Annotated in this window: 25 protein-coding genes and 2 rRNA genes (1 of these 27 only partly in view); 4 read left to right on the plus strand and 23 right to left on the minus strand. The window is 65.6% G+C overall.

Going from position 1 to position 24,561, the window contains the following annotated elements:
• Nucleotides 1-1,284, plus strand: coding sequence for a flavohemoglobin expression-modulating QEGLA motif protein (locus R2770_20905; protein ID MEZ5282924.1), 1,284 nt, complete (start codon nucleotides 1-3; stop codon nucleotides 1,282-1,284).
• A gap of 21 nt (nucleotides 1,285-1,305) precedes the next feature.
• On the opposite strand, the gene R2770_20910 is transcribed toward R2770_20905, so the two are convergent.
• The 17 genes from R2770_20910 to R2770_20990 form a co-directional block, all read right to left on the minus strand.
• Nucleotides 1,306-2,082 carry an enoyl-CoA hydratase-related protein gene (locus R2770_20910; protein MEZ5282925.1) on the minus strand — a complete coding sequence of 259 codons (777 nt, stop codon included), beginning with the start codon at nucleotides 2,080-2,082 and terminating at the stop codon, nucleotides 1,306-1,308.
• Nucleotides 2,083-2,127: 45 nt separating this feature from the next.
• On the minus strand, nucleotides 2,128-2,460 hold the full coding sequence (locus tag R2770_20915) for a nitroreductase family deazaflavin-dependent oxidoreductase (GenBank protein ID MEZ5282926.1): 333 nt from the start codon (nucleotides 2,458-2,460) through the stop codon (nucleotides 2,128-2,130).
• A gap of 62 nt (nucleotides 2,461-2,522) precedes the next feature.
• A complete protein-coding gene (locus tag R2770_20920) occupies nucleotides 2,523-3,188 on the minus strand; it encodes a hemolysin III family protein (protein ID MEZ5282927.1) in 666 nt (221 codons plus the stop codon).
• Nucleotides 3,185-4,480 (minus strand): PQQ-dependent sugar dehydrogenase, encoded by a 1,296-nt coding sequence (locus tag R2770_20925; protein MEZ5282928.1) that lies wholly within the window; start codon nucleotides 4,478-4,480, stop codon nucleotides 3,185-3,187. Before R2770_20925 ends, R2770_20920 begins: the two co-directional genes overlap by 4 nt.
• Complete coding sequence (locus R2770_20930) at nucleotides 4,477-4,989, minus strand: HD domain-containing protein (GenBank protein ID MEZ5282929.1); 513 nt, start codon at nucleotides 4,987-4,989, stop codon at nucleotides 4,477-4,479. Before R2770_20930 ends, R2770_20925 begins: the two co-directional genes overlap by 4 nt.
• A 38-nt stretch (nucleotides 4,990-5,027) precedes the next feature.
• Nucleotides 5,028-5,642 carry a site-2 protease family protein gene (locus R2770_20935; protein MEZ5282930.1) on the minus strand — a complete coding sequence of 205 codons (615 nt, stop codon included), beginning with the start codon at nucleotides 5,640-5,642 and terminating at the stop codon, nucleotides 5,028-5,030.
• 42 nt (nucleotides 5,643-5,684) lie between these two features.
• The gene (locus R2770_20940) at nucleotides 5,685-6,617 is read right to left on the minus strand and encodes a site-specific tyrosine recombinase (protein MEZ5282931.1); all 933 of its coding nucleotides are present in this window, start codon (nucleotides 6,615-6,617) and stop codon (nucleotides 5,685-5,687) included.
• The gene (locus tag R2770_20945; protein MEZ5282932.1) at nucleotides 6,614-7,156 is read right to left on the minus strand and encodes an NUDIX hydrolase; all 543 of its coding nucleotides are present in this window, start codon (nucleotides 7,154-7,156) and stop codon (nucleotides 6,614-6,616) included. The genes R2770_20940 and R2770_20945 overlap by 4 nt, the downstream gene beginning before the upstream one ends.
• The gene (locus R2770_20950) at nucleotides 7,153-8,007 is read right to left on the minus strand and encodes a CTP synthase (protein MEZ5282933.1); all 855 of its coding nucleotides are present in this window, start codon (nucleotides 8,005-8,007) and stop codon (nucleotides 7,153-7,155) included. The genes R2770_20945 and R2770_20950 overlap by 4 nt, the downstream gene beginning before the upstream one ends.
• Nucleotides 7,977-8,795: a CTP synthase gene (locus tag R2770_20955; protein MEZ5282934.1), complete on the minus strand. Its 819-nt coding sequence runs from the start codon at nucleotides 8,793-8,795 to the stop codon at nucleotides 7,977-7,979. The genes R2770_20950 and R2770_20955 overlap by 31 nt, the downstream gene beginning before the upstream one ends.
• Before the next feature lie 54 nt (nucleotides 8,796-8,849).
• Nucleotides 8,850-9,668 (minus strand): hypothetical protein, encoded by an 819-nt coding sequence (locus tag R2770_20960; protein MEZ5282935.1) that lies wholly within the window; start codon nucleotides 9,666-9,668, stop codon nucleotides 8,850-8,852.
• On the minus strand, nucleotides 9,665-10,408 hold the full coding sequence (locus tag R2770_20965; GenBank protein MEZ5282936.1) for a glycosyltransferase: 744 nt from the start codon (nucleotides 10,406-10,408) through the stop codon (nucleotides 9,665-9,667). Before R2770_20965 ends, R2770_20960 begins: the two co-directional genes overlap by 4 nt.
• A complete protein-coding gene (locus tag R2770_20970; protein MEZ5282937.1) occupies nucleotides 10,405-11,349 on the minus strand; it encodes a copper transporter in 945 nt (314 codons plus the stop codon). The genes R2770_20965 and R2770_20970 overlap by 4 nt, the downstream gene beginning before the upstream one ends.
• A 3-nt stretch (nucleotides 11,350-11,352) precedes the next feature.
• Entirely contained in the window at nucleotides 11,353-12,513 is a 1,161-nt protein-coding gene (steA, locus tag R2770_20975) for a putative cytokinetic ring protein SteA (GenBank protein MEZ5282938.1), read from the minus strand.
• 5 nt (nucleotides 12,514-12,518) lie between these two features.
• Entirely contained in the window at nucleotides 12,519-14,114 is a 1,596-nt protein-coding gene (locus tag R2770_20980; GenBank protein ID MEZ5282939.1) for a DNA repair protein RecN, read from the minus strand.
• 1 nt (nucleotide 14,115) lies between these two features.
• Nucleotides 14,116-15,015, minus strand: coding sequence for an NAD(+)/NADH kinase (locus R2770_20985; protein ID MEZ5282940.1), 900 nt, complete (start codon nucleotides 15,013-15,015; stop codon nucleotides 14,116-14,118).
• Entirely contained in the window at nucleotides 15,012-15,827 is an 816-nt protein-coding gene (locus R2770_20990; GenBank protein MEZ5282941.1) for a TlyA family RNA methyltransferase, read from the minus strand. The genes R2770_20985 and R2770_20990 overlap by 4 nt, the downstream gene beginning before the upstream one ends.
• Before the next feature lie 75 nt (nucleotides 15,828-15,902).
• Here R2770_20990 and R2770_20995 point away from each other — a divergent pair, with 75 nt between their 5' ends.
• Nucleotides 15,903-16,766 (plus strand): rhomboid family intramembrane serine protease, encoded by an 864-nt coding sequence (locus tag R2770_20995; GenBank protein MEZ5282942.1) that lies wholly within the window; start codon nucleotides 15,903-15,905, stop codon nucleotides 16,764-16,766.
• A 21-nt stretch (nucleotides 16,767-16,787) separates the two neighbouring features.
• Here R2770_20995 and R2770_21000 read toward each other — a convergent pair whose 3' ends face one another.
• Nucleotides 16,788-17,582: an HAD-IIA family hydrolase gene (locus R2770_21000; protein ID MEZ5282943.1), complete on the minus strand. Its 795-nt coding sequence runs from the start codon at nucleotides 17,580-17,582 to the stop codon at nucleotides 16,788-16,790.
• 162 nt (nucleotides 17,583-17,744) lie between these two features.
• Here R2770_21000 and R2770_21005 point away from each other — a divergent pair, with 162 nt between their 5' ends.
• Together R2770_21005 and R2770_21010 are read left to right on the plus strand one after the other, a co-directional pair.
• Nucleotides 17,745-19,619 carry a 2-oxoacid:acceptor oxidoreductase subunit alpha gene (locus tag R2770_21005; GenBank protein ID MEZ5282944.1) on the plus strand — a complete coding sequence of 625 codons (1,875 nt, stop codon included), beginning with the start codon at nucleotides 17,745-17,747 and terminating at the stop codon, nucleotides 19,617-19,619.
• Nucleotides 19,616-20,638: a 2-oxoacid:ferredoxin oxidoreductase subunit beta gene (locus R2770_21010; protein MEZ5282945.1), complete on the plus strand. Its 1,023-nt coding sequence runs from the start codon at nucleotides 19,616-19,618 to the stop codon at nucleotides 20,636-20,638. The genes R2770_21005 and R2770_21010 overlap by 4 nt, the downstream gene beginning before the upstream one ends.
• A gap of 48 nt (nucleotides 20,639-20,686) precedes the next feature.
• On the opposite strand, the gene R2770_21015 is transcribed toward R2770_21010, so the two are convergent.
• The 5 genes from R2770_21015 to R2770_21035 all read right to left on the minus strand — a co-directional run.
• Nucleotides 20,687-21,049: a single-stranded DNA-binding protein gene (locus tag R2770_21015; GenBank protein MEZ5282946.1), complete on the minus strand. Its 363-nt coding sequence runs from the start codon at nucleotides 21,047-21,049 to the stop codon at nucleotides 20,687-20,689.
• 80 nt (nucleotides 21,050-21,129) lie between these two features.
• Nucleotides 21,130-22,503: a hypothetical protein gene (locus tag R2770_21020; GenBank protein MEZ5282947.1), complete on the minus strand. Its 1,374-nt coding sequence runs from the start codon at nucleotides 22,501-22,503 to the stop codon at nucleotides 21,130-21,132.
• A 69-nt stretch (nucleotides 22,504-22,572) separates the two neighbouring features.
• Complete coding sequence (locus R2770_21025; protein MEZ5282948.1) at nucleotides 22,573-23,445, minus strand: tetratricopeptide repeat protein; 873 nt, start codon at nucleotides 23,443-23,445, stop codon at nucleotides 22,573-22,575.
• A gap of 65 nt (nucleotides 23,446-23,510) precedes the next feature.
• Nucleotides 23,511-23,627: ribosomal RNA gene (rrf, locus tag R2770_21030) — 5S ribosomal RNA — on the minus strand.
• 83 nt (nucleotides 23,628-23,710) lie between these two features.
• Nucleotides 23,711-24,561, minus strand: a 23S ribosomal RNA gene (locus R2770_21035) (it continues 2,204 nt past the right edge of the window).

The following is a 24,561-nucleotide window of genomic DNA, read 5'->3' on the forward strand; positions in this document are numbered from 1 at the left end:
ATGGACCCCACCGAGGTTCCGCTCGAGACCATCAGAGAACTCTCGGATGCTCTGGTCGAGCTTCAGAGGCCAATCCGGGTGTTGGACGCGGTGGCGTGGGACGACTCGGTGCGGGCCAGGTTCTTCGCCGCTGGGGCCGGCTCTCAACCCCAGGTAGACCGCGACTACTACCTGCAGAACCGGGCTCTGGGGTTCGACCCGCAATCCCAGATCGCCGGATTCGAGGCACTGAGGGCGCGCATCACGAACCAGATGGGCGATTCAGCGGTGGGTTCGCTGATGACCAGCCGGGTCGACGAGTACATGACGGTCATCGAGATGCTGGGCGCTCGTGGAACCACGGCCTTCACTCCCCTGTCGACCGGGTTGTACGGCGGCGTCAACGACCTGACGCACCCCGGTGGCCCCTCCCTGCTCGAACTCGGCGAGATCATGGACGACGCCCTCACCAGCATCGCCGACGGACCTTGGGAAGCCCCCGAAGGGCGCAGCTTCGACGCGTCGGTGGCCGTCAAGATCCTGGGCCGGCGCCTGTCCTCGGTCTGGGGAGACGAACAGATAAGCGTGATCCTCGACGACGGCATCGTCGCCGACGCGGCTGCGGGCTCCGATTACATCAAGCTGCGGGCCGACGCCGAGTTCACAGACCGAGACCTGCGGGTGCTCGAGGTTCACGAAGGGTGGGTGCACGTGGCCACCTCGCTGAACGGCCGGCGCCAGCCGTGGTGCACGTTCCTGGGCAAGGGAACCCCGTCCACCACGGTCACCCAGGAGGGGCTGGCCGTTTTCTCCGAGATAACCACCCTTTCGTCTACCCCCAGCCGCCTCGCCAAGATCACGCGACGCATGCACGCCATCGGCATGGCGGCCTCGGGGGCGACCTTCCTCGACGTCTATCGATGGTTCATCGACGAGGGCCTCGACGACGCCAACGCTTGGACCTCGGCTGTGCGCGTGTTCAGGGGCAGCACCCCCACCGGCGGCCCCTTCACCAAGGACCTGGTCTACATCCGCGGCTTTCTCGAGGTCTACGACGCGATGCGCCTCGCAGTCAGGAAAGGTCTGCTCGACCGGCTGCCGCTGTTGTGGGTGGGCAAGCTGGCCATCCGCGAGCTGGGCCTCTTCTCGCGGCTAACCGAACAAGGTGTGGTCGCCAGGCCGGCGATCCTGCCGCCCAACGTCTCCGATGTTTCGGCGCTGGCCGCGTGGCTGGCCTTCTCGAACCTGCTGAACCGGATAGACCTGGCTGCGATGGAGGTCGAACTCGGCTCGGCTCTCGACTGACCTGGTCGCCGGCCCGGCCGCTCAGGTCGATTTCGGAATCCAGCTAGCGGGTCGCTTTTCGAGGTACGCAGCCATGCCCTCGCGTGCCTCATCGCTGCGGAACATCTCGGCGCTTCGCCGCGACATGAGTTCGAATGCGTCGGCGACCGGCATCGGAGGCACCTGGGCGATTATCTCCTTGGCCGCGGCCAGAGCGGCGGGGCCGCCAGCCAGCAGATCGGCGACGACCTCGTCGACCGCAGCGTCCAGTTGGTCGGCCGGCACGGCCGCATTGATCAGGCCCATTCGCACCGCCTCGGGGGCCAGGAACCGGTTGCCGCGCAAGATGGCGGCTCTGGCGTCCGCAGGCCGCATCTTCGGCAGGCACACCACGGCGATCATCGCCGGGGCCACGCCGATCCTCACCTCGGTGAAGCCCATCTTGGCCGTGTCGATCGCAATGGAGATGTCCACGGACGCCGCTATGCCCATACCGCCTGCGACACAGTGGCCATTGATCTTGCCGACATAGGGTTTTGGCGAGTTCAGAAACCGGCCGAACAGGTCCGAAGCCTCAACCTGGCGGACCGGCTCTTCGCTGGCCGACCGGCCAGATCTCTGCGCCAGGTTGGCCCCGGCGCAGAAAGTGTTCCCCGAGTTGGTCAGCACAATTACCCGCACCGAATCGTCGGCCTCGGCCGCGTCGCAGGCGTCCATCAACTCGGCCAGGAGCTGCGGCGTCAACGAGTTCTTACGCTCGACGTCGTCGAGGCTGATCGTGCAGACGCCCCCGCTGGTCTTGCTGCTGACGATGCTCATCGGCTGCCCCTCCCAACCCCGTCGGGGCAACCTACCTCAGAGCGCCTACGCCAGTTCGAATCGCACCAGCGAACCGCCGTTGGGCAGTTTCGACACGCGGGCAGTCGCATTGTGGCGCCGGCCCGCTGTCCACACCTGAGCCTCGGGGTTGGCTTCGAGGTTCATGACCCACTGGCTGTTGGGCCGCACGGTCGACGCGACCACCGCGTCGCCCAGACGCACACCGAGCAACGGAACCCTCCTGGGCAACCCGCTCTTGCGGCCGATGGTCTGCACCACGACCGCTCCAGGGCCCAGGCACGAGCTGCCGATGCCGGTCTTCACCGCGGGCTCTACCAGGCTGTTCAGCGTCCTGAAGAACGTTCGCTGATCGATCATCGGTCGAAGCGTACTGATCCGGCGCCCCGATAGGGGCGCTGGGGACAGACACTTCGGGAGGGTCAGGTGGCGAGGGAGACGCTGACGCCCAGGTGCAACGCAGCGCCTATCAGCACGGCCAGGTGCCAGGTCTCGTGAAAACCGAAGGTCGAGGGCCACGGGTCTGGCCTGCGAGCTATCAACACCAACCCGCCGAGCAGATAGACGGCGCCGCCAGCCACGATCACACCCACCGTGGCCCAGCCCATCGACGACACCATCCACGGCAGCAACACCACCGCAGCACCCGCCAGGGTTGCGTACATCCAGCTGTGCATGCGCTCTTGCCCCAGCTCGAGTCGACGCAACTTGATGCTCATCGAGTTGATGGCAACCGCCCACACCACCACCAGGGCTGGCAGGCCCAGCCAGGGTTCCAGCGCCAGGGTCAGAACCGGCGTGTACGACCCCGCGATGAGGCCGTAGATGGCCGCGTGGTCGAGCCGCCTCGCCAGGCGTCGCACCCGATCGTCAGGAGCGTGCCGGTGATAGAACGCGCTGGTGCACAGCAACACCAGCAAGGTCACCAGGTGAACTGTCAACGCCGCGGTGGCCAGGGGTCCGTCGGCGGCGATCGCCAGCGGCACACAAACCAGCGCCACCGCTACGGCTGCGGCCTCGTGCAGCAGACCACGAAGCGCGGGTGGTTCGGTTCGCGCCCTCAGCAGATTCGACCTGCGACCGCTCATATTCCTCGCAGATCCATGCGCACCATCTCGCCCCAGATGACCAGACCGTACAACCGGTCATCAGAGCCGATGTTCAACGAAACCAGCCCGGGCACCCGGGGACGGCGCACCTCCACCCCACCATCGCCGAGGATCATGACCACCCCGCCAAGGTCACCGAACACCACAGCCCCGTCGAGCGCCCCATAAGCCTGGCCGCGCAGCACCACGCCACCGATCGACGCATATCCGATGTCGCGACCCCACTCGTGGACGGGAGGAACCACCTCCGAGACACCGCGGTTGCGGATGCGTCGCGTCCCCTCGTACTCGTTCCAGCCAAAGTCGCGAACAGCGCCCGCGGCCGAGACGACGTTCAGTTCCTCGGTGGTCGAGTTGCCCACGTCGCCCACCCACAGGTCGCCCGTGGCCACATCCAGGAAGATCCGCCACGGATTGCGGAACCCATAGGCCCAGATCTCGTCCGCTATCTCGTCGACACCGACGAACGGGTTGTCGCCCGGTACGTCATAGCCCGCAGCGTCGGTGCGAGGTGTCACCCGCAGCACGGTTCCCAGGAAGTTGGTGGTGTCGCGGGCGTCGTTGCCGTTGGAAGCCCCGCCGTCGCCGATGCCCACGAACAGCGTTCCGTCGGGGGCGAACGCCATGCCTCCCCCGTTGTGGCCGGGGCCGGGCTGCGACTGGCCCAGCACAAACCGCTCGGAAGCCTCTTCGGCCACACCGTCCGAAAGCTCCCACGACGCCACCACGTTGGCTCCATCGCGATCGGTGAAGTGGACGAACATACGGCCGTCGACCGGGTTGAACGCGATGCCCAACACCCCCGTCTCCGACGACCCACCCTCGAGGACCGACGTGCGCGAGGACAGGTCCAGAACCATGACGGGTTCGCCCCCAACGGCTGGATCGAACCGCCACACCGGGCCCAACTGACCCACGACATAGAAAGCGCCATCGGGTCCGACCGCCGCCCCTGTCGGAAAGCTGAACTCGGCGACGGTCACAGCATCGAACTCGACGCCCGACAGTGCCTCCACGGGCGGCAAAGGCGCGGGCACCGTGGTGGTGGTCGTCGTCGTAGTAGTGGTCGTGGTCGCATCGGTGACGGCGCCGGTGGTGGCGGTGCCTGCCGGCACCGTCGTCGACGAGACCACGGTCGTCACCGAAGAGGTCGTGGTCTGCAACACCGAAGGCGGGGTGACCGTGGGCTCCGCATCGTCTGAACAGCCCGCCAACAGGGCCACCATCAGCAACACAACGGCCCCCATCGACCACCGGAAGAACCCGCTCAACTGCGAGCCACTCCGCCGTCGACTCCCGACATGGCCCGATCGTCGGCGGCCCTCAGCGCCAGACCCTCGACCGGGGGCACCGTCCACCTGGACCTGTCCAGGTGATGTTCCCGTGCCCAGGCCCGCACCCTGGGGTCGCTGCCGACCGAACCCAGCAACACAGCGCCCATCTCGGTGTAGCGAAGATGGGCGCCGACGCGTCCGGCCCAGCCGGGTGCGCCCGCCAGCTTCTCCACGAAACGGTCGGGCATCACGGGTTCGAGCACAGCTGCCACCACGCGGCCCGCCACACCAACCCCAGACTCGACCTTGCCCACATCGTGCAGCAAAGCAGCCGCCACCACCCACGAACGCTCGGACAACTCCAGCTCGGCGGCAACATCACGGGCTACAGCGATCGAGTGAACCTGGTCGTGGGTCCTCATCTTCTCGAACAACGCAAACTCGGGGCCAGACAACGCCGAACGCGCCCAATCGAGATCGACCGGATCGACCTCTACCGACTTCAACGACCAGAAAAACCGCCTAGCCAGGTGCTCGACCCGGCTCACTGCTGCACCTGCCACAAACGGATCGCCCACTCAAAGATCGGATCCAAAGCCGACCTGAACATCAAGAACACACCCAACAGTATGAAGAACCCGAACATGCGAACGCGGTACCAAGCCGGGCGCCAGCGCATCGGGATCGCGAACTCGATTATCGCCGAGCCATCCAGCGGCGGAATCGGCAACATGTTGAACAGCCCCAGCACCACATTGACCACAGCGGTCAGCGCCAACACGTACCAGAGGATCGCCTCGCGCTCGGGCCGCACGATCTGGAACACCAGCATCGCTGCGGCGGCCAGCGCGAAGTTCGACCCCGGCCCTGCCAAAGCCACCAACAGGCTGTGCAGGCGCGGACGCCGAAGATTCGTGGGCACCACAGGCACCGGCTTGGCGAACCCGATCACGAACGGGGCCACCAGAGCCAGCGCCACCGGAAGCACGACGGTGCCGATGGGATCCATGTGCTTGAGAGGGTTCAAGGTGATGCGACCGGCCCGCCTGGCGGTTGGGTCTCCGAAGAAATCGGCCGTCCAGGCATGCGCGATCTCGTGGATGATCAGCGACGGCATCATCACACCCACCAGTGCCAGAGCCAGGTACACGTCGGTCATGGCTTTGTCCGATCCACGCCTACAGGTTGCCCGACCCGGGGCTCATTCGCGCCGCGCCCGCGGGTGAGCGCTGTCGTACACCTTCCTGAGTCGCTCCTGAGACACCGCCGTATAACGCTGGGTCGACGAGATCGACACGTGCCCCAACAGCTCCTGGACCGACCTTATGTCGGCACCGAACTCGAGCAGATGGGTGGCACACGAGTGCCTCAACACGTGCGGGGTCAACAGATCGGGTCCCAAGCCGACCCGCTCACCGTGCTTGCGAACCACCAGCCAGGCTCCCTGACGACTCAGGCGGCCCGCACGAGCGTTCAAGAACACCGCCTCGGCGTCAGCGCGCGACTGCGACCGGTCGGCTACCAGCGCCCCCCGACCAGCGCCCGACAGCCAATCACCCAGGGCGGCCGCTGCGTGACGCCCGAAGGGCACAATGCGCTCGCGACGGCCCTTTCCGAACGCCCTAATGAGCCGCGACCCCAGGTCTACGTCTGCCAGCGACAACCCCACCAACTCCGAGATGCGCATTCCGGTGCCGTAGAGGGTCTCGAGGATGGCACGATCTCGGCGGGTCAGGGGGTCGTCGCCCACCGGCGAGGCCAACAATGCCTGCACCTGATCGACGCTGAGCGCACGCGGCAGACCTCGCGGAACCCGGGGAACATCAACCGCGGCGGTCGGGTCGGTTGTGGCGCCGCCCTCGGCGGCCAGGAACCGGTGCAGAGCACGCACCGACACGGTGGCGCGCGCAACCGTCGACGGCGCCCGCCCCAGCGAACGCAGGTAACCCACATAGGCGACGACGTCGCTCTCCGATGCCTCGCGTGGCCCGCGAGGACCCAGCCATTCGAGATAGGCGACCAGATCGCGCCTGTACGCGCTGACCGTGTTGGGCGCCCTGCCTCGCTCGACCGCGAACCAGGTCAAGAACTCGTCGAGCTCTGGTCGTATGACCGGCTCGGCGGGCTCATTCACGCCAGACAGCGGTATTGGTAGACGGCCAGAAGGGTCTTGGCGTCGGTTATCTCACCCGAAATGGCCATGGCGTCGAACTCGGCCGGCGTCAGCTCGACCACGCTCATGTGCTGTTCCTCGACGCCGTCTGCCTCGCGGCCCTGCTGGTGCAGGCCGGTGGCGACGAAGATCGAGACCTCTTCGTTGGAAAAGCCAGGAGCGGTGTGGACGCTGACCAGCGCTTCCATGTGGTCCGCTACATAGCCGGTTTCCTCGGCGAGTTCCCTGGCGGCAGCACCCGCAGCGTCCTCGCCATCCTTGTCGCGGACCCCTGCCGGCAGCTCGAGGGTTTCTCGACCCAGCGGCGTGCGGTACTGGCGGACCAGCACGTACGAGCCGTCGTCGGCTATGGGCAGAACCGCCACCGCACCGGGGTGGAAGACGAAGTCGCGCTCGAAGACCTCACCGTCGGGGCTGCGAAAGTGCAGGGTCGACATGCGAACCATGCGGCCCTGATAGCGGACCGTCTCGTCGAGCTGCTCGAATTCGGGGGAAGTCACAGCGCCTCGATCGAGTCGACGTCGAGAAGGTGCGGGTTGCGGCCCTCGGCGCGAGCCAAGGCGGCGCCGATCAGAGCCCGAAACAGCGGCGCCGGCCTGTTGGGTCGGCTCTTGAGCTCGGGGTGGGCCTGGGTGCCGATCCAGAACGGATGGTCCTCGAGCTCGATGAACTCGACCAGGCGATCGTCGGGCGACAAGCCGCTGCACCTCAGACCGGCATCCTGCAACCGGGCGCGATAGTTGTTGTTGACTTCCCAGCGATGTCGGTGGCGCTCATAAACCAGGTTCGAGCCATAGATCGCGGCGACCCGACTGTCGTCTGCGAGCTTGGCCGGATACGTGCCCAGCCTCATCGTGCCGCCCTTGTCCGTGACATCGCGTTGGGCGTCCATCAGGTCGATCACCGGGTGGTCGGTGCCAGGGTCGAACTCGCTGCTGTTGGCACCCACCAGACCCAACACGTTGCGGGCGAACTCGATCGCCATGGTCTGCAGGCCCAGGCACAGACCCAGACACGGGATTTCGTTCTCGCGGGCGTACTGGGCGGCTGCGATCTTGCCCTCTACGCCCCTCTCGCCGAACCCGCCCGGAATGACTATGCCGTCGAGATCGTGAAGGCGATCCGCGGCCAACAGGCCCTCGACCTCCTCGGCCTGGATCCACTCCAAATCGACATCGGCACCGTGGTGATAGCCGCCGTGGCGCAGGGCCTCGGCGACCGACAGGTAGGCGTCGGGTAGCTCGATGTATTTGCCAACGATGCCGATCCGGACGGGTGTGACCGCGTTCTCGACCCGCTCGACCAGGGTCTGCCACTCGGTCAGGTCGATGGCCAGATCTGCGAGGCGCAAGCGCTCGCACAAAACGAGTCGAGGCCCTCTGCGTGAAGGGTCAACGGCACCTGGTAGAGGTTGCTGGCGTCGGCGGCGTTGACCACGCCGGACAACTCGACGTCGCACAGCCTTGAGATCTTGGCCCTGAGGTCGGATTCGACCGGCTTTTCGCTGCGAAGCACGATGGCGTCGGGTTGTATACCGCGGCTGCGCAACTCGGTGACCGAGTGCTGGGTCGGTTTGGTCTTTTGTTCACCCGACGGCCCCAGGAACGGCACCAGCGTCACGTGCACGTAGCAGACGTTGTCGCGGCCCACGTCGAGGCGGAACTGCCTTATGGCCTCGAGGAACGGCAAGATCTCGATGTCGCCCACGGTGCCACCGACTTCGGTGATGACCACGTCGACATCGGCTCTGGCCAGCCTGGAGATACGCGACTTGATCTCGTCTGTGATGTGCGGGATGACCTGCACGGTCTTTCCCAGATAGTCGCCGCGCCGCTCCGCGGCCAGAACCGCCTGGTAGATCGAGCCGGTGGTGGCGTTGGAATCGCGGGTGAGGCTCTCGTCGATGAACCGCTCGTAGTGCCCGAGGTCGAGGTCGGTCTCGCCCCCATCGTCGGTGACGAACACCTCGCCGTGCTCGTAGGGGTTCATCGTGCCGGGGTCGACGTTGATGTACGGGTCGAGCTTTTGCATCGTCACCCGCAGGCCCCTGGCCTTCAGCAGCCGCCCCAGAGACGACGCCGTGATGCCCTTGCCGAGAGAGCTCGTAACGCCTCCGGTAACGAAGATGTGCTTGGTCACAGGGCTTCCCTTCCGAAAAATGACAGCCGTGTAGTTTTCGGTCGGGAGTTCAACCTACACCGCCCGACCGGCCATGTCGATGGCCCTCAGAACCCGATTCGCGGCGATGACCTTCGAGAACGACACCCGCTCGCTGATCAGGTTCAGAGCCAGCACCACCGCCAGCACGATCCACAGCGCAACGTCGGGGCAAGTGGCCACCGCCGAGACGGCCAACAGGGCGCCGACGACGTTGACCCCCGTGTCGCCCTGCATCAGGTGTTCGCCCAGTTCGAACGGAGCCAGCCCCACAGCGGCACCGACCGCCAGCGCAGCTATCGAGACCTCTGGGGCCAGCGCGGTCGAGGCGGCCAAGGCCACGAAAGCGATGACGGCCACCTTGGTCGTGCGTCCCGGAGCGCGATCGAACAGATTCGCCAGGTTGGCCGACAGCGCTATCACAAGCGTGTCCCTGACCCATCCGGCCAGGTCTGGTGAGATGATGCCGGCGGTCATGGCGGCCACCACTCCCCCGCCGATCAGCTTCACCAGGCCCGTTGTGACCTTGCCGTTCCTGAGGGCCCGCAGGTGCCCCCCGAAACCGCCCCCGCTGGAATCGGCGCCGAGGTCGTCGAGCATCCCCAGCACACCGAAGCCGGCTGCGGCCTGAAACCCGGCGAAGGCCACCGCCGAATCGACCGAGCTCGACAGGGCCAACACGATCAGAGAACCGATCGTGGCCACGATGAGCACGATCACCCCTGCGATGGCCGGTATCTCGTTGCCACGGAAGTTGGTGCGCAGCAGCGACGGGTTCGACAAAGGGGTGCGCAACGCCAGCCACATCTGCGAAGCGACGACAGCGGCCGCAGCGAACGAGATGGCGACGATCACGCCCAGAACCTACCGCGCACCGACGACCACAAAGCACGGACCATGACCTTGTGGCCCAGGCGTGAGGCACCGGCACGGTAGAGGTCGCGGCCTTGGCGCAACCGGTGACGAAATCCGGCCAACGAGCGGCCGGTGTGCCTGTGATCGAACTCGGCTTCGACCTCTGCGGCGCGCAGACCCGCCTGTGCGGCGTCGAGGGTCAGCGCCACCTCCAGACCGAACCGGTCGACGGGCCCCAAAGCGTCTACCACCGATCGCCTGACGCACCGTTGGCCCGATAGCGGGGCCTCGAAACGTGTGCCGGTGCCGATCTGCAGTACTGCAGCGGCGAAGTCTCGCACCAGGCCGAACCCGCCCCGTGCGCCTGCAGCCGGCAGCACGGCGATGCTCATGTCGAGTTCGCCCGACAGCACGGGCCCCACCAGGCGTTCGGCCTGAACCGCTGTGGAACCCGTGTCCGCATCCACGAACAGCAACACGTCGGCGTCGGTGGCCTGACACCCTGCCAAGACGGCGGCCGCCTTGCCCTGGTTCGGTCGAAGGGTCACCACCTGCGCGCCGGCCGCGGCCGCCACCGCAGCGGTGTCGTCACCAGAACCGTCGTCGACCACGATCACCCGAGCCACCGCGGCGATCGATTGCAGCGCCTCGACGGTGGCGCCAACCGAATCGGCCCGGTCGAAGGCCGGTACCACCGCCACGACCGACGAGTCCGGTGGCGTTTCGTCGACCGTGCTCACGGTTCGGGCAGGCGGCCGTCGACGGCAGACGCGGCGACCCCCAGGTGAGCCACCTCGCGGCGTTCGGCCAGCAACACCAGCGACAAGACGCCGTCGAACGTGTCGACAGAGTCGACGGTGGCCACCGTCTGGGCCAGCAACGGATCGGCCCGCAACACCCCCACGTATGAGTCGCGGGATACGTCCGAGTCGGACGGACGGGCCTGAACTGCTACGGCCCACGGGTCGAGTTGTTCGTCTACGGCCTTGGTCAGCAGCGGAATAACGAACTGTTCGGGCGTCAGAACGGCATCTTCGCCGCCCACGATGACGTAGAAGGTCCCGGGTATGGGCACCTCACCCAATGCGCCCGTGCGCGCCTGTTCGTTGTCGAACGACAGCAAGGCGGCATCGCGCAACAACACCAACGGATTGTCGCCCACCTCGATGTCGCTGGTGGGGCCGGGGAACATGGCCCTGGCCAACCTCAGGAACAACGCCGGGCGCACCACCGACTCGCGATCGGTCACCAACCCCAGCACCTCGGCGATGTCGGCCCTGTTCGACTCCTGGCTGAGGTCTAGCCTGTCCGACAGCCAAAGGGTGCCCTCATAGGTCGCAGACGCATCGATGACCGTGTCGCGAACCTGCTCCCATTCGGCCGAGTCGACGCCCTGGGTGGCGATTATCATCACCGGCCGCCCCGACAACCGCTCGCTGATGGACAGCGGCAACAGGGTGTCCAGTTCGGCGTTGTGGGCTTCGCGGGTGGCGTCGAGTTCGTTCTGCAACAGGTCGACGTCGGAGCGAAGGTTGTCGCGGTCGGCCTCGAGCGAGTCGACGTTGCGCCTGAGCGTCTCGACGACGAACCCGTCGACGAACGACGAGCCCAGAGCGACGCCGATTCCGAGGGCCAGGAACACTGCGACGATAGAGACGATGTGGTAGCGGAGGTTGATCATTGGTCAGGTCAGATTCAACCAGAGCGTCCGCAGCACGAGCCGGATGGGCTCGGTTACCGCGGCGATGACGATGATCGTGAACAGTGCGGACAACACCAGCAACGACAGGTCGCGTTTGCGAACGCTGGTGCGATAGAGGCGAGACACACCCTTGGCGTCGACCAGGATGGGTGCCACCTTCATGCGGGTCAGAAAGGTCGACGCCATGCCGGCGCGGCCCTTGTCGAAGAAATCGATCATCGAGGTGTGCGAGCCCACCAGGACGATCAGCTCTGCTCCCTTTTCGAAGGCCAGGTTCAGCGCCACGTCCTCTGAGGTGCCGGGGGCCTCGAACACCTTGTACTCGAAACCGAGCCGATCGAGGCGGGCGGCTCCGGGGGCATCACCTCCGGCATAGGCGTGAACGATCAGCTCGGCACCCTTGCGCAGGGCGTCTTGAGAAACCGAGTCGAAGTCGCCCAAGATGATGTCTGGTGTGTAGCCGTTCTCGATGAGGGCATCCGCTCCGCCATCGACACCGATGAGGATCGGCCGCAGATCGCTGACATAGCCGATGCGCCTCAGCGCGAGCATGTCTTCGCGATAGTCGAGCCCTCTGACCACCACCAACACGTGGCGCCGGCTGATGTCGACCCTGAGATCGGGTAACTCGGGCCGGTCGGTGATCAGATGCGGTTCGGATGCGATGTACTCGAGGGTGTTGGCTGCGAAGTCGGTCAACTCGCCGGTGATGGCGATCTTGGCAGCCTCATAACGCTGCTCGAGGCTTTCGCGGTCTTGCCTGACGCCCTTGCCGTGCAACTCGCCGTCGACATACAGCGAATCACCGTCGATCGACACCACCGCCCCATCGGGGATCTCGGAAAGTGTCTCGACCCCCACCTCGTCGAGCAACGGAATACCCGACTGGGTGATCAGCATCGCCCCCAGGTTGGGGTAGCGGCCCGACATCGACGAGTTGGCGTTGACGACCGCGGCGACACCGGCCGCGATGAGACCCTCGGCGGCAACCCTGTCGATGTCCTGGTGGTACACCATCGCGATGTCGCCAGGCTCGAGCCTGGGTATCAGGTTCTTGGTGCGCCGATCGCCCTTGGCCCTGCCGGTCACGTTCGCCGACCCCGACGAGTCGGCAGCGAGGTCAGATCGGCGGCGGGTGAACACGATGGTCAGCCTCGCTGCTCTCGTACCGATGCGCCCAAGGCCAACAGCTCGCCCGCGTGCTCGCGGCCCGCGGACGAGTCGGGGCGACCGGCCAACATGCGAGCCAACTCGACGACTCGGCGCTCGTCGCGCGCAGCTTCGATGCGGCTCTGAGCCCCGCTGCCATCGTCGACCTTTGTCACCACAACATGCTCGTCGGCAAAAGCAGCCACCTGCGGAAGGTGTGTGACCACTAGAACTTGATGATCTGCCCCCAACCTGGCCAAAGACTCGCCGACCGCAATCGCCGCCTCGCCGCCGATGCCGGCGTCGACCTCGTCGAACACCAGGGTTTCGGGGCCTGCCGACAGCACCAGCCGAAGCGCCAACATCACCCGGGCCAGCTCGCCTCCGGAAGCCACCTTGTTCAGTGGCAGCAGGGGCGAGCCGCTGTTGGCAGCGAACAAGAACTCGACATCGTCACCAGGGTCGGCACCACCGACCACGACCTCGACACGGGCTCGACCCATGGCCAGGTCGGGAAGCCGCGCGGTGACCGCCTGGGCCAACGGGCTCGCCGCCTCGCGTCGGGCCTCGGCAACCAGCTTGGCCTCGGCTGCCACCTGGCTGTGGGCCACGGCAAGCCGCTGTTCCAGTTCGCCGGCCAGCTCGTCGTGTCGCTCGAGCTGGTCGAGTCGCTCGTGGGCCCGCTCGGCAAACTCGATGACCTCGGCCAGCGAGTCGCCGTATTTGCGGGTGAGGTCTCTGAGCAGCTGGCGCCGAGCGCGGACCTGGACAAGCCGTTCGGGGTCGTCCTCGATGCCTTCGCCAGCCGCCCGCGTCTCGGTGGCCACGTCGTCGAGTTCGGCCTGAACAGACCGCAGCCGCCGCTCGACCTCGCGAAACGGTGAACGCCCGGCCAGCATCGACAGCGCCAGACCCACGGAATCCAGGGCGCCGCCGTCGCCGGCGACCGCCTCGCGCACACCCGACGCGGCCTCGAGGTGGGCGTGGGCATCGGCCAGCAGGTCTTCTTCGTCTTCGAGCGTCGAGTCCTCGTCGGCGCCGGCGATGGCCGCATCCTCGATCTCTGCGATCTGGTATCGCAACAGGTCGATCTCGTGGGCTCGGGCCCTCGCGTCGCCGCCCACTTCGGCCAGTTCGGTTTCGATGCGCCTGACGCTGGCGCGGGCCGCGTGAAGTGCTTCGAGGCTCACACCCGCGTGGTCGTCGAGGGCGGCACGCTGCACCGCCGGGGCCAGCAGCGACTGGTGAGCATGCTGTCCGTGCAGGTCGACCAGCTCTGAGCCCAGGTCGCCCAATTGGGCGCTGTTGGCCATACGCCCGTCGATATATGAGCGGCTGCGGCCGCTGGCCGGAATGACCCTGGAGACAACGACCTCGGCGTCTCCGTGGACGAACCGACCTTCGACGACTGCTTCTTCGGCGCCAGGGCGAACCAGCGAAGAGTCGGCCTTGCCTCCTGTCAGCAGCTGTATCGCCTGTACGACCAGTGTCTTTCCGGCACCGGTTTCGCCGGTGAGTGCGGTCATGCCGCCACCCAGCACCAGCCGGAGGTCTTCGATGACCCCGAGATCGCGAACCGACAGCTCGACGAGCACGTCAGAACTCCTTGCTGAGACCGAACTTCGAGGTCAGGACCTGGTGAAAGGTCCGTCGTCCGAAGCTGACCAGATGTGTTGGCAGCAAGGATGTGCGTGCTGCTACGCAGTCGCCGGGCTCGAGCCGGGCCCGCGCCCACCCGTCGACCGACAAGATCGCGTCCCTGTCGCCCTCGACGGTGATTCGCACCTCGGTGGTCCAGTCGAGAACCAACGAGCGGTCGAACAAGGTGTGGGGGCTGACAGGCGTGAACAAGATGGCCCGGTGGGTGGGTTCGACAATGGGGCCACGAGCCGACATCGAGTACGCGGTCGAACCCGTTGGGGTGGCCACGATGAGCGCATCGGCGGAGTAGGTGTTGAACCGGTTGCCGTGGAAGTCGACCGCCAGGTGAACGGTGTGACCCTGCGATCGCTTCTCGACCACCCCCTCGTTGAGGGCGCTCCACGGGCCCTCGACCGTGCCGTCGGCGCGCTCGAGAACCAGATCGACCCGCATGCGATCTTCGACCCGGTAGCGCCCGGCGGCTATCTCGTCGAGTGCATGGTCGATCTCGTCGGGCTCGACCTCGGTCAGGTAGCCCAGCCTGCCGGTGTTCACGCCCAGAATGGGCACACCGTGGGCCGCCGTCAGCCCGCTGGCGAACAGCATGGTGCCATCGCCGCCGACGCTTACGGCCAGGTCGGTTCCGGCCACCACGGTGTCGAGATCGGCGTCGGCTGTGCCCAGAGAGGGCAGTTCGAGCCGGTCGGCATCGGCTGCGGTGAGGAAGATGCCCCAGCCGTTGCGATGACACCACGCCACCACCGAGTGCGCGGCTTCGTCGGCCAGCGCCCTATCGGGATGCACGACCATGAACATCGAACGTCGTTCGCCGGACGGCGAATGTGGTGAGCTCATCGAACGTTGCCCTCCTCGGCGCAGGCCGTCGCGACGGCCACTTCGATGGCTGCGTCCACATCGACCCCGGGCTCGGGGCGCGCAACCCCGACGTGCAGCAGGAACTCGCGGTTTCCGCGGGGGCCTCGGACGGGTGACAGCATCACACCCATGATGGTGCCCCGGAGGGCGATCTCCGACGTCACCTTGTGCAGAACCGCCTCCCAAACCGCGGGATCGCGAATGACACCACCACCGCGCGACGCCTCAGAGCGGCCCGCTTCGAACTGGGGCTTCACCAGCAACACCATCTGTGCACCGGGTGCGCACACGGCCAGCAAGGGCTCGAAGACGGTCAGCAGCGAAATGAACGACAGGTCGGCAACGACCAGGTCGACGTGCGGATCGACCGAAGCGGGGTCGAGGTGCCTGACGTTGGTGCGTTCGCGCACATCGACCCTGGGGTCGTCGCGCAGGTGCAGGGCCAGCTGGCCGTACCCGACGTCGACGGCCACGACCGACGAGGCACCGCGCTGCAGCACACAGTCGGTGAACCCGCCCGTGGAGGCGCCGGCGTCGAGCACCCGCAGGCCCCGGACCGAGATCTCGAACGCGTCGAGTGCTGCGTCTAGCTTGTGGCCGCCCCTGCTTGCAAACTCACGATCGGCCGCGGCCAATGCGATGGGTTCGTCGACGCCAACCATGCGGGAGGCTTTGAGCGCCGGGGCACCACCCACCGTGACCCGACCCTGATCGACGAACGAGCGCGCCGATTGGCGACTCGGCGCAAGCCCTCTGCGCACCAGTTCGAGATCGAGTCTTCGACGGGTCATTCCAGGCGCGCACGCTACCACCGCGGTGAGACAGCCAGCCGGTGAGCACCGCCTGCGATGACTAGAGTCGAAGCCGTGATCCCCCTGCACGACGAGAACCCCACGCGCGGTCTGGCCTGGGTCACGGTCGTGCTCATCGCGATCAACATCGCCGTCTTCTTCTTGATCCAGCCGCGGGCCGACACCAGCGAGGGGCTCGAGTTCAGCTACCAATACGCCGCCATACCGTGCGAGATCTCACGCGGCGACCCCCTCACCACCGACCAGATCGTCGAGACCATCAGCGGGCGCGACACCACCGCCTGCGACGATGCTCAAGCGACGGGGCCGGTGGCCTTCCCCGACAAGCAGCCGCTTCTGGCGGTGATCACCTCGATGTTCCTGCACGGCGACATCTTCCACCTGGGCTTCAACATGTTGTTCTTGTGGATCTTCGGCAACAACGTCGAAGATCACCTGGGCAAGATCAAATACATCGTCTTCTACCTGGTGTCGGGCATCGCCGCGACCGCCACCCACCTGGCGTTCGGGTTCGACTCCACCATTCCCATCATCGGGGCGTCCGGCGCAATCGCGGGCGTGATGGGCGCCTATCTGGTGTGGTTCCCCAACGCTCGCGTCCGAACCCTGGTGTTCGCCATCTTCGTCTTCTTCGTCGAGATTGCCGCCAAGTGGCTGCTGGTGGCCTGGCTGGTGTCGCAGTTCTTCCTGGCCGACGACAGCGGAATCGCCCGCTGGGCTCACATCGGCGGCTTCGTGTTCGGGGTGTTGTTCGCCCTCGCGGTGCGCGAAAGCCTGCGGGCCCGCCGGGCGCTGTGGCGCACCGCATACGTTGGGAACGACGCCGGCTGGTGGGACAACCGCCACGGCGGCCGCGTCGAAGACCCGACCCCGCCCTACGGCAACGACCTCCCGCCCTACGACGGGCCCATCCGCTAGCTCGAGGCAGGCGCCTGCCGTTCAGTTCCCGGGTTGCAGTCGGTCGTCGACCAGCGAAGCCAGGTCTGGCGCCACCACATCGGGCGCAGGGTCGAGGGTCGGCACCTGCTCGGGCGCCGTCACGCCGCTGAGAACCAGGGCGAACTCGAAGCCCAATCTCCGGGCGAGGGCCCCGTCGGTTGCGGCCAGATCACCCACCACGACGTGGCGGCCGCGATTTGCCGGATCGCCCGCCACCGTCCCCAGGGTGCGGTGCACCAGTTCGGCGACGGGCGCATAGGGCTTGCCCGCAACGGTGGGCTCGACCTTGCCCGCCGTGGCGATGGCCGCCACCAGCGCACCGTTACCCGGCTCGAGACCTTCGGGGGTGGGGTAGGTCGGATCGAGGTTGGTCGCCACCAGCCTGGCCCCCGCATGCAGGGCCCTGGCCGCTCGGGTCACCCGTGCGAAGTCGAACTCGCGGTGGAACCCGACGACGACGGCATCGATCCGCTCTGGCGGCACGTCGGGCCCGGCCACGACACCACCGGCCGCGGCGACGGCCTCGACCACTCCGGGCCCACCAGCCACCAGAACCGTCTCGCCTTCGCTCACCAGGCTGCCCGCGGCCATCGCCGAGGTGATGACGTCTCCAGCGGCCGGAATTCCGGCCGCGGCCAGCTTGGCCTCGGCATCGGCAACGGTCAGAGCGCTGAAGTTGGTGACGAACAGAACCCTGTGCCCTGCCGAGCGAAGCCGGGCCACGGCTTCAGCCGCTCCGGGTATGGGCTCGGGCCCAATCCAAACAACACCGTCGAGGTCAAGAACCCATGCCATCGGGCGGCAGCGTACCGGGTGCACGTTCTCGGCTCGGCGAAACGTAAAGTATGAGGGTCACTCACCTTGGCTATATCTGAATATCAGGTAGCCGATCGGTAGGGTGAGAGAAGCCTCATCACGTCCACCCGGCAACGAGGCCGGGCAAGGAGGACAGCCATCATGACCGACACGGTCGACCAGTCCGAGGAGCGAGCCCTAGACCGGCTCGTCGTCAGATTCGCAGGAGACTCCGGCGACGGTATGCAGCTCACAGGTGATCGCTTCACCTCCGTGAGCGCGTCGTTCGGCAACGACCTGTCGACGCTGCCCGACTTCCCCGCCGAGATCAGGGCCCCGCAGGGCACCGTAAACGGAGTATCGAGCTTCCAGGTTCACATCTCCGACCACGACATCACCACACCGGGCGACGAGCCCAACGTGTTGGTGGCGATGAACCCGGCCGCTCTCAAGGCCGACCTGAGCCGTCTCGAGACCGGCGGCACGGTGATCGTCAACGAGGACGCCTTCGACGAGCGCAACCTCGACAAGGCCGGCTACGACGCCAACCCTCTCGAAGATGGCACCCTCAACGGCTATCGCGTCATCAAGGTTCCCATGTCGTCGCTGACGCGTGACGCGTGCGAACCCTTCGGCGTCAAGCCCCGCGATGCCGAGCGCTCGAAGAACTTCTTCGCTCTGGGTCTGGTGTCGTTCATGTACACCCGTCCGGTTCAGCCGACTCTCGACTGGATCGAGGAGAAGTTCGCAGGCCGCGAACAGGTCGTTCAGGCCAACTCTGCTGCACTGAAGGCCGGCTTCCACTTCGGTGAGACCACCGAGCAGGTCGGCCATCGCTACGAGGTCAAGCCGGCCTCGCTGCCTGCGGGTGAATACACCAGCATCACGGGCAACACCGCCCTCGCCTGGGGCCTCGTCGCTGCAGGGCAGCTGGCCAAGCTGCCGGTCACCCTGGGTTCGTATCCGATCACCCCTGCCTCTGACATCCTTCACGAGCTGTCCAAGCACAAGCACTTCGGCGTGCGCACCGTGCAGGCCGAAGACGAGATCGCCGCCGTCGGCATGGCTCTTGGCGCCGCGTTCGCCGGTCACCTCGGCATCACCACCACCAGCGGTCCGGGCGTGGCCCTCAAGAGCGAGACGATCTCGTTGGCGGTATCGATCGAACTGCCGTTGCTGATCATCGACATCCAGCGTGGTGGTCCTTCGACGGGCTTGCCCACCAAGACCGAGGCCGCCGACCTGAACCTGGCGCTCTACGGTCGCCATGGTGAGGCTCCGCTGCCGATCGTCGCCAGCTACAGCCCCGCCCAGTGCTTCCACGCAGCCATCGAAGCAGCCCGCATTGCGCTGAAGTACCGCACCCCGGTCATCTTGTTGTCCGATGGTTACCTGGCCAACGGGTCCGAGCCGTGGCGCATCCCCAACACCGCCGAGCTGCCCGACATCTCGGTGCCATACACCACCGACTTCAACGGGACCGACGAAGACGGCAACCCGGTGTTCTTGCCCTACCTGCGCGACGAGGACACCCTCGCCCGCCCGTGGGCAATCCCGGGTACACCGGGCCTGATGCACCGAGTCGGCGGCCTCGAGAAGGCCGACAAGACCGGAAACGTCAACTACACTCCAGAGAACCATCAGCTGATGGGCGACCTGCGCCAGGCCAAGATCGACCGCATTGCGGCCGACTACCCCGAGCTCGAGGTCAAGGGCGACGTCGACGCCGACATGTGCATGCTGACCTGGGGCTCGACCTGGGCGGCCACTCACTCTGCGGTCGAGCGTCAGAGGCGGGCCGGCCACAAGTTGGCCTGGATCCATCTCGAGCATCTCAACCCACTGCCCAACGACTTGGGCGACAAGTTGCGTCGCTACGACAAGATCCTGGTTCCCGAGCTGAACAAGGGTCAGCTGTGCAATCTGGTCCGCTCGAAGTACCTGGTCGACGCCCGCTCGATCAGCAAGGTTGCGGGCCTTCCGTTCCGAATCCAAGAAATCGAAGACGCGATCGTTGCTGCTAGGAGCGCATCATGAGCGACACCCCCGTCACCCTGACCACCAAGAAGGACTGGGCGAGCGACCAGGAAGTGCGCTGGTGCCCCGGCTGCGGCGACTATGGAATCCTCCAGGCCGTCCAGCAGGTGATGCCCGACCTGGGCGTCAACCCCGAGAACACGGTGTTCATCTCGGGTATCGGCTGCTCTAGCCGCTTCCCGTACTACATGAACACCTACGGCATGCACTCGATCCACGGCCGCGCCCCGGCGATCGCCACCGGTCTCGCTGTGGCCAGGCCCGACCTGAACGTGTGGGTCATCACCGGCGACGGTGACGGCCTGTCGATCGGCGGCAACCACCTGATCCATGCCCTGCGACGCAACGTCAACCTGAACATCCTGCTGTTCAACAACAGGATCTATGGCCTCACCAAGGGTCAGTTCTCGCCGACGTCGGAAGTTGGCAAGGTCACCAAGTCGAGCCCGCTGGGCTCGATCGACCCGCCGTTCAACCCGCTGTCGGTGGCTTTGGGCGCAGAGGCCAGCTTCGTGGCCCGCACCCACGACCTCGACCGCCAGCACATGATGGAGACGTTCCGCGCCGCCCACGAGCACCGCGGCGCCTCGTTCGTCGAGATCTACCAGAACTGCAACGTGTTCAACGATGGCCAGTTCAACGACATCACCAAGCGGTCGAACCGCGACGACATGATGATCAACCTGGTTCACGGAGAGCCGATCCTGTTCGGTGCCGACAAGCAGCGCGGCGTGACGATGGGCGACGACGGCGTGTTGCGCCTGGCCGAGGTGTCCGATGTGGGCATCGACCGGATCTTGGTGCACAACATGCACAGTCCGTTCCCGTCTCTGGCCTTTGCCCTTGCCAGGCTGAACACCGACGACCACTCGCCTACCCCGTTCGGCGTGTTCCGCAGCGTCGAACGCCCCGAGTACACGTCTTCGGTTGCCGATCAGCTTGCCGCCGCCAACGCCCGCAAGGGCCCAGGCGACATCGACCAGCTGCTGCGCAGCCTCGGCACCTGGACCGTCGAGTAGCGCTGGCACATCCGGACATCAACACTTCGGCACCACCGCCGAGCTGGTTCACTCGACCAGCTCGGCGGTGGCCGTTTTGAGCCACTTGACGATGTCACGGCGCGCGGCCGGCGTATCGCGCCTGATCACGGATGCGACCACTTCGGTTCGACTGACCGTGGTGCCACCGGCTCGAAAGAACCGCCGAACCACCTCGCCTGCCACCACGACCCGGTCGCCCTTCGACAGCGACACCACGCTGCGAGGCGGATCGAACTTGGCCACCGGCACCGATCTCGTGGCGACCCCTTCGGTGCGCACCGTGACTTCGAGATTGCAGATACACGTGCCGCTGGGCAGCGTCTTGCAGGCGGGGTCGGACGACAGAACCCCGACCACCACGGATACGTCGACATCGACGTCGTTTGACATTTCTTCCTCCACTGTTGGCTTCTCTTGTGTGGCGCGCCTGAGGCGCCCGAGCATGTGTGGGGGAAGTCGGGGCAATTCTGTCAGGACGGTGTGACACCGTCGTCTTCGTCGTTGGCTCTAAGGCCGAACACCGAGGGCAGCGGCAAGCCGTGTATCGGACTTCGGCTCTGCGCTATCCGGTCGGCGCGAACTTCGGCCTGTTTTCGCCGCCTGGACGCCGATCGGGCGTGATTCTCGATTGCCGTCTTGCGAGCGTGTGTGGTGCGGCAACGCGGCACCGCGTTTTCGAGGTCGGTTGGTCCGCCGTCTTCGAACGGCAGGTGATGGTCGGCGTCGACCTGGCGGGCCAACAAGCCACACCCGCAAGAGCAGAAGCGGTCGCGGTACTGCATGGCGAGCTTCTGGTGACGGCTGAAGAACCGTCGGCCGGTGCCGTATCTGAGCACTGCCCCATCTTGCGACAGAACAACGGTGTGGATGGCGCCGGCGACGACGTACCGGACCAGCTGGTCGTAGGTCATGGGCGTACCATCGTCGAACTCGCACTCGAGGCGGTCAGCAGGCACGGAGTCGGGCTCGATGCCGTGCGCCTTCTGCAGTGCTGCCTCGACGGCCTCGGCCGTGGCGCGCACGTGGACGATGGGTGCGGACATGTCGGCACCCATCTGGGCTCCGTTGGACCTACGAGCCATGATGACAAGCGCGTCGTGCATACGCTGCCTGGCGCTTCGCGCAAGATCATGACTGCTGATGTCGTCTCTGCCGAGCCTTTTGCGAGCCTCGGAGCGGTCGTGTTGGAGCAGCTGCTGCGTGATTCGCGCGAGCTCGCCCCGGATAATGACCCGGGCCTCGGGAGTGAGGGTTCCGGCAAGGTCTCCGCGGTCTTTCCAGGCCCGAACGAGGCTGACGGAACGCGCCGCGCGGTCCTTCTCATCCTTGAGATCGGGTTCGCGGTCGTCGGCTGCGCGCTTCCAGGCTTGGATAGCAGTGTGAAAGTCGGTCCAGGACATGGTGATCGCCCACTCGACCAACAGATCTTCGGCATCGATGAAAGCCTCGAAAAACTGTGAACCCGTCAGCTCACCCAAGACCTTCACATGGTCCGCCGTGATGTCGCCACGTTCGAAGGCATCGCGAACCAAAGGCATCAGCCGCAGGCGATCAGCGCGCAGCGTGCGGCCGGCGATAGCGCCGCCATGTGCGTTGGAAGTCGACCTCATGTATGAGCGAAGGGTGGCAGATCCCCCAAAGCGACCCTGGGCGAACACCAATGGCTGATCGGCAGCGGCCAGGACCGCTGCATCGAGCGCATCTATACGATTGCGCAAAGCCGATACACGCGCCACGGCGTCTCTGAGTGCAGCGGGGTCTAGGAGCGTGAAGTCGACGGCGAACGCCTTCGACAGCGCACAGTCGACATCGATCAGCTCACCAGGGACCTGTTCCTTGGACACGATGTGATTGTATCGAACATATGTTCGTTGCGCAACTGTACTAACACACAATGAGCTGCAACGTTGCGGTCAACCCAGCCGTGACCGCACGTCGGCGAACGACGGATCGACTTCTGCGACCCGCTTGAAACCCCGGCTGGCGCGCTGCGAATCGCCGGCACGCTCGTAGAGATCGGCGAGGGCGTACCACAGACGCAGGTGGTGGTCTTTGGGAACCTTTGTGCGAACAGGCCCCTGCTCCAACAGCCGAATCGCAGCTTCGACATCGCCCTGGTCGGCAAGCGAGCCGGCCCGCACTATGCGGCCCTCGGTGATCACGGCGGCATCGGGATGATCGTGACGCAGCTCGTCCCACAACTCGGCGACACGCTCATGGTCACCCAGAGCCCGATAGGCATCGGCCAACACCGGGTGCTGTTCGGTGGATCCAGTCATGGCGTAAAGGCCTTCAAGGGACCGGATTGCTTCCTTCCAGCGACCCAGCCGGTAGAGGGTCAATCCCAACAGCTCCTCGATGTCGGGCACGCCCGGATAGCGCTCGGCCATCGGAACCAGCAGCTTGCGCGCATCCTCGAACCGTTCGTCGGAGAACGCAGAGGCCGCTTCGCCAAGGCGTTTGGCGGTGCGCTCGCGTTGGTCCGCAGGTACTGCACCAAGCGACGAGCGGTCGACCTTGACCTTACGGTTACTCGACGACGACTTGCGACCGGCGCCGCCACCACCACCACGGCCGGCACCATCGACCCGACGCCACTCGTCCTGAGGGTCAGGGCGGCCGCTTTGACGTTCGGGCTGCGGGTTGCCACGGTCTTCGTACCTGCGGGCCGAGTCGGCACCCTTGCGTGCGACGCGCCCCCAGCCGGGCTTGCCCTTCGGAGGATCGGACGGGCGTCGAGGTGGACCGCCACGCCTGGGGTTGCGCGGAGAAGACGGAGAAGACATAGGGACCACGATCGTAGGGCAAAAACGCCGATAGCCGCCCCGAGGGGCGGCTATCTGACAAAGAAATCCGGCGGCGTCCTACTCTCCCAGGGGGTCTACCCCCAAGTACCATCGGCGCTGTCGAGCTTAACTTCCGTGTTCGAAATGGGAACGGGTGTGGCCTCGACGCTATCACCACCGGAAACCGGTAGCTGCCTCCGAACGGAGGCGGCGATCTTGTTTGTCTCGAGGTGTCCTCGAGTACTCCATAGCGAGCACGAGCGAATAATCCAAGCCCTCGGCCGATTAGTACCGGTCTGCTGAATACATTGCTGCACTTACACATCCGGCCTATCAACGTGGTGGTCTACCACAGGCCTTACCCGGTTAACCCGGTGGGAGAACTCATCTTCGAACGGGTTTCCCGCTTAGATGCCTTCAGCGGTTATCCCTTCCGCAGGTCGCTAACCAGCCATGCTCCTGGCGGAACAACTGGCACACGAGAGCTGCGTCCATCCCGGTCCTCTCGTACTAGGGACAGACTTCCTCAAATCTCCTTCGGCTGCAGAGGATAGGGACCGAACTGTCTCACGACGTTCTAAACCCAGCTCGCGTACCGCTTTAATGGGCGAACAGCCCAACCCTTGGGACCTGCTTCAGCCCCAGGATGCGATGAGCCGACATCGAGGTGCCAAACCTTCCCGTCGATATGGACTCTTGGGGAAGATGAGCCTGTTATCCCCGGGGTACCTTTTATCCGTTGAGCGACGGCGCTTCCACACGCAACCGCCGGATCACTATGCCCAGCTTTCGCTCCTGCTCGACTTGTAGGTCTCGCAGTCAAGCTCCCTTGTGCCATTGCACTCGACGCCTGATTGCCAACCAGTCTGAGGGAACCTTTGGGCGCCTCCGTTACTCTTTAGGAGGCGACCGCCCCAGTCAAACTACCCGCCTGCCACTGTCCCCGATCCAGATAATGGACCTAGGTTAGAGCCCCAGCATGAGCAGGGTGGTATTTCAACAATGACTCCACACTGGCTAGCGCCAATGCTTCCTAGTCTCCCACCTATCCTACACAACACATAACAAAACTCAACATCAAGCTATAGTAAAGGTCCACGGGGTCTTTCCGTCCTT

The organism is Acidimicrobiales bacterium, from assembly GCA_041394185.1.
GTDB lineage: Bacteria > Actinomycetota > Acidimicrobiia > Acidimicrobiales > Poriferisodalaceae > JAAETH01.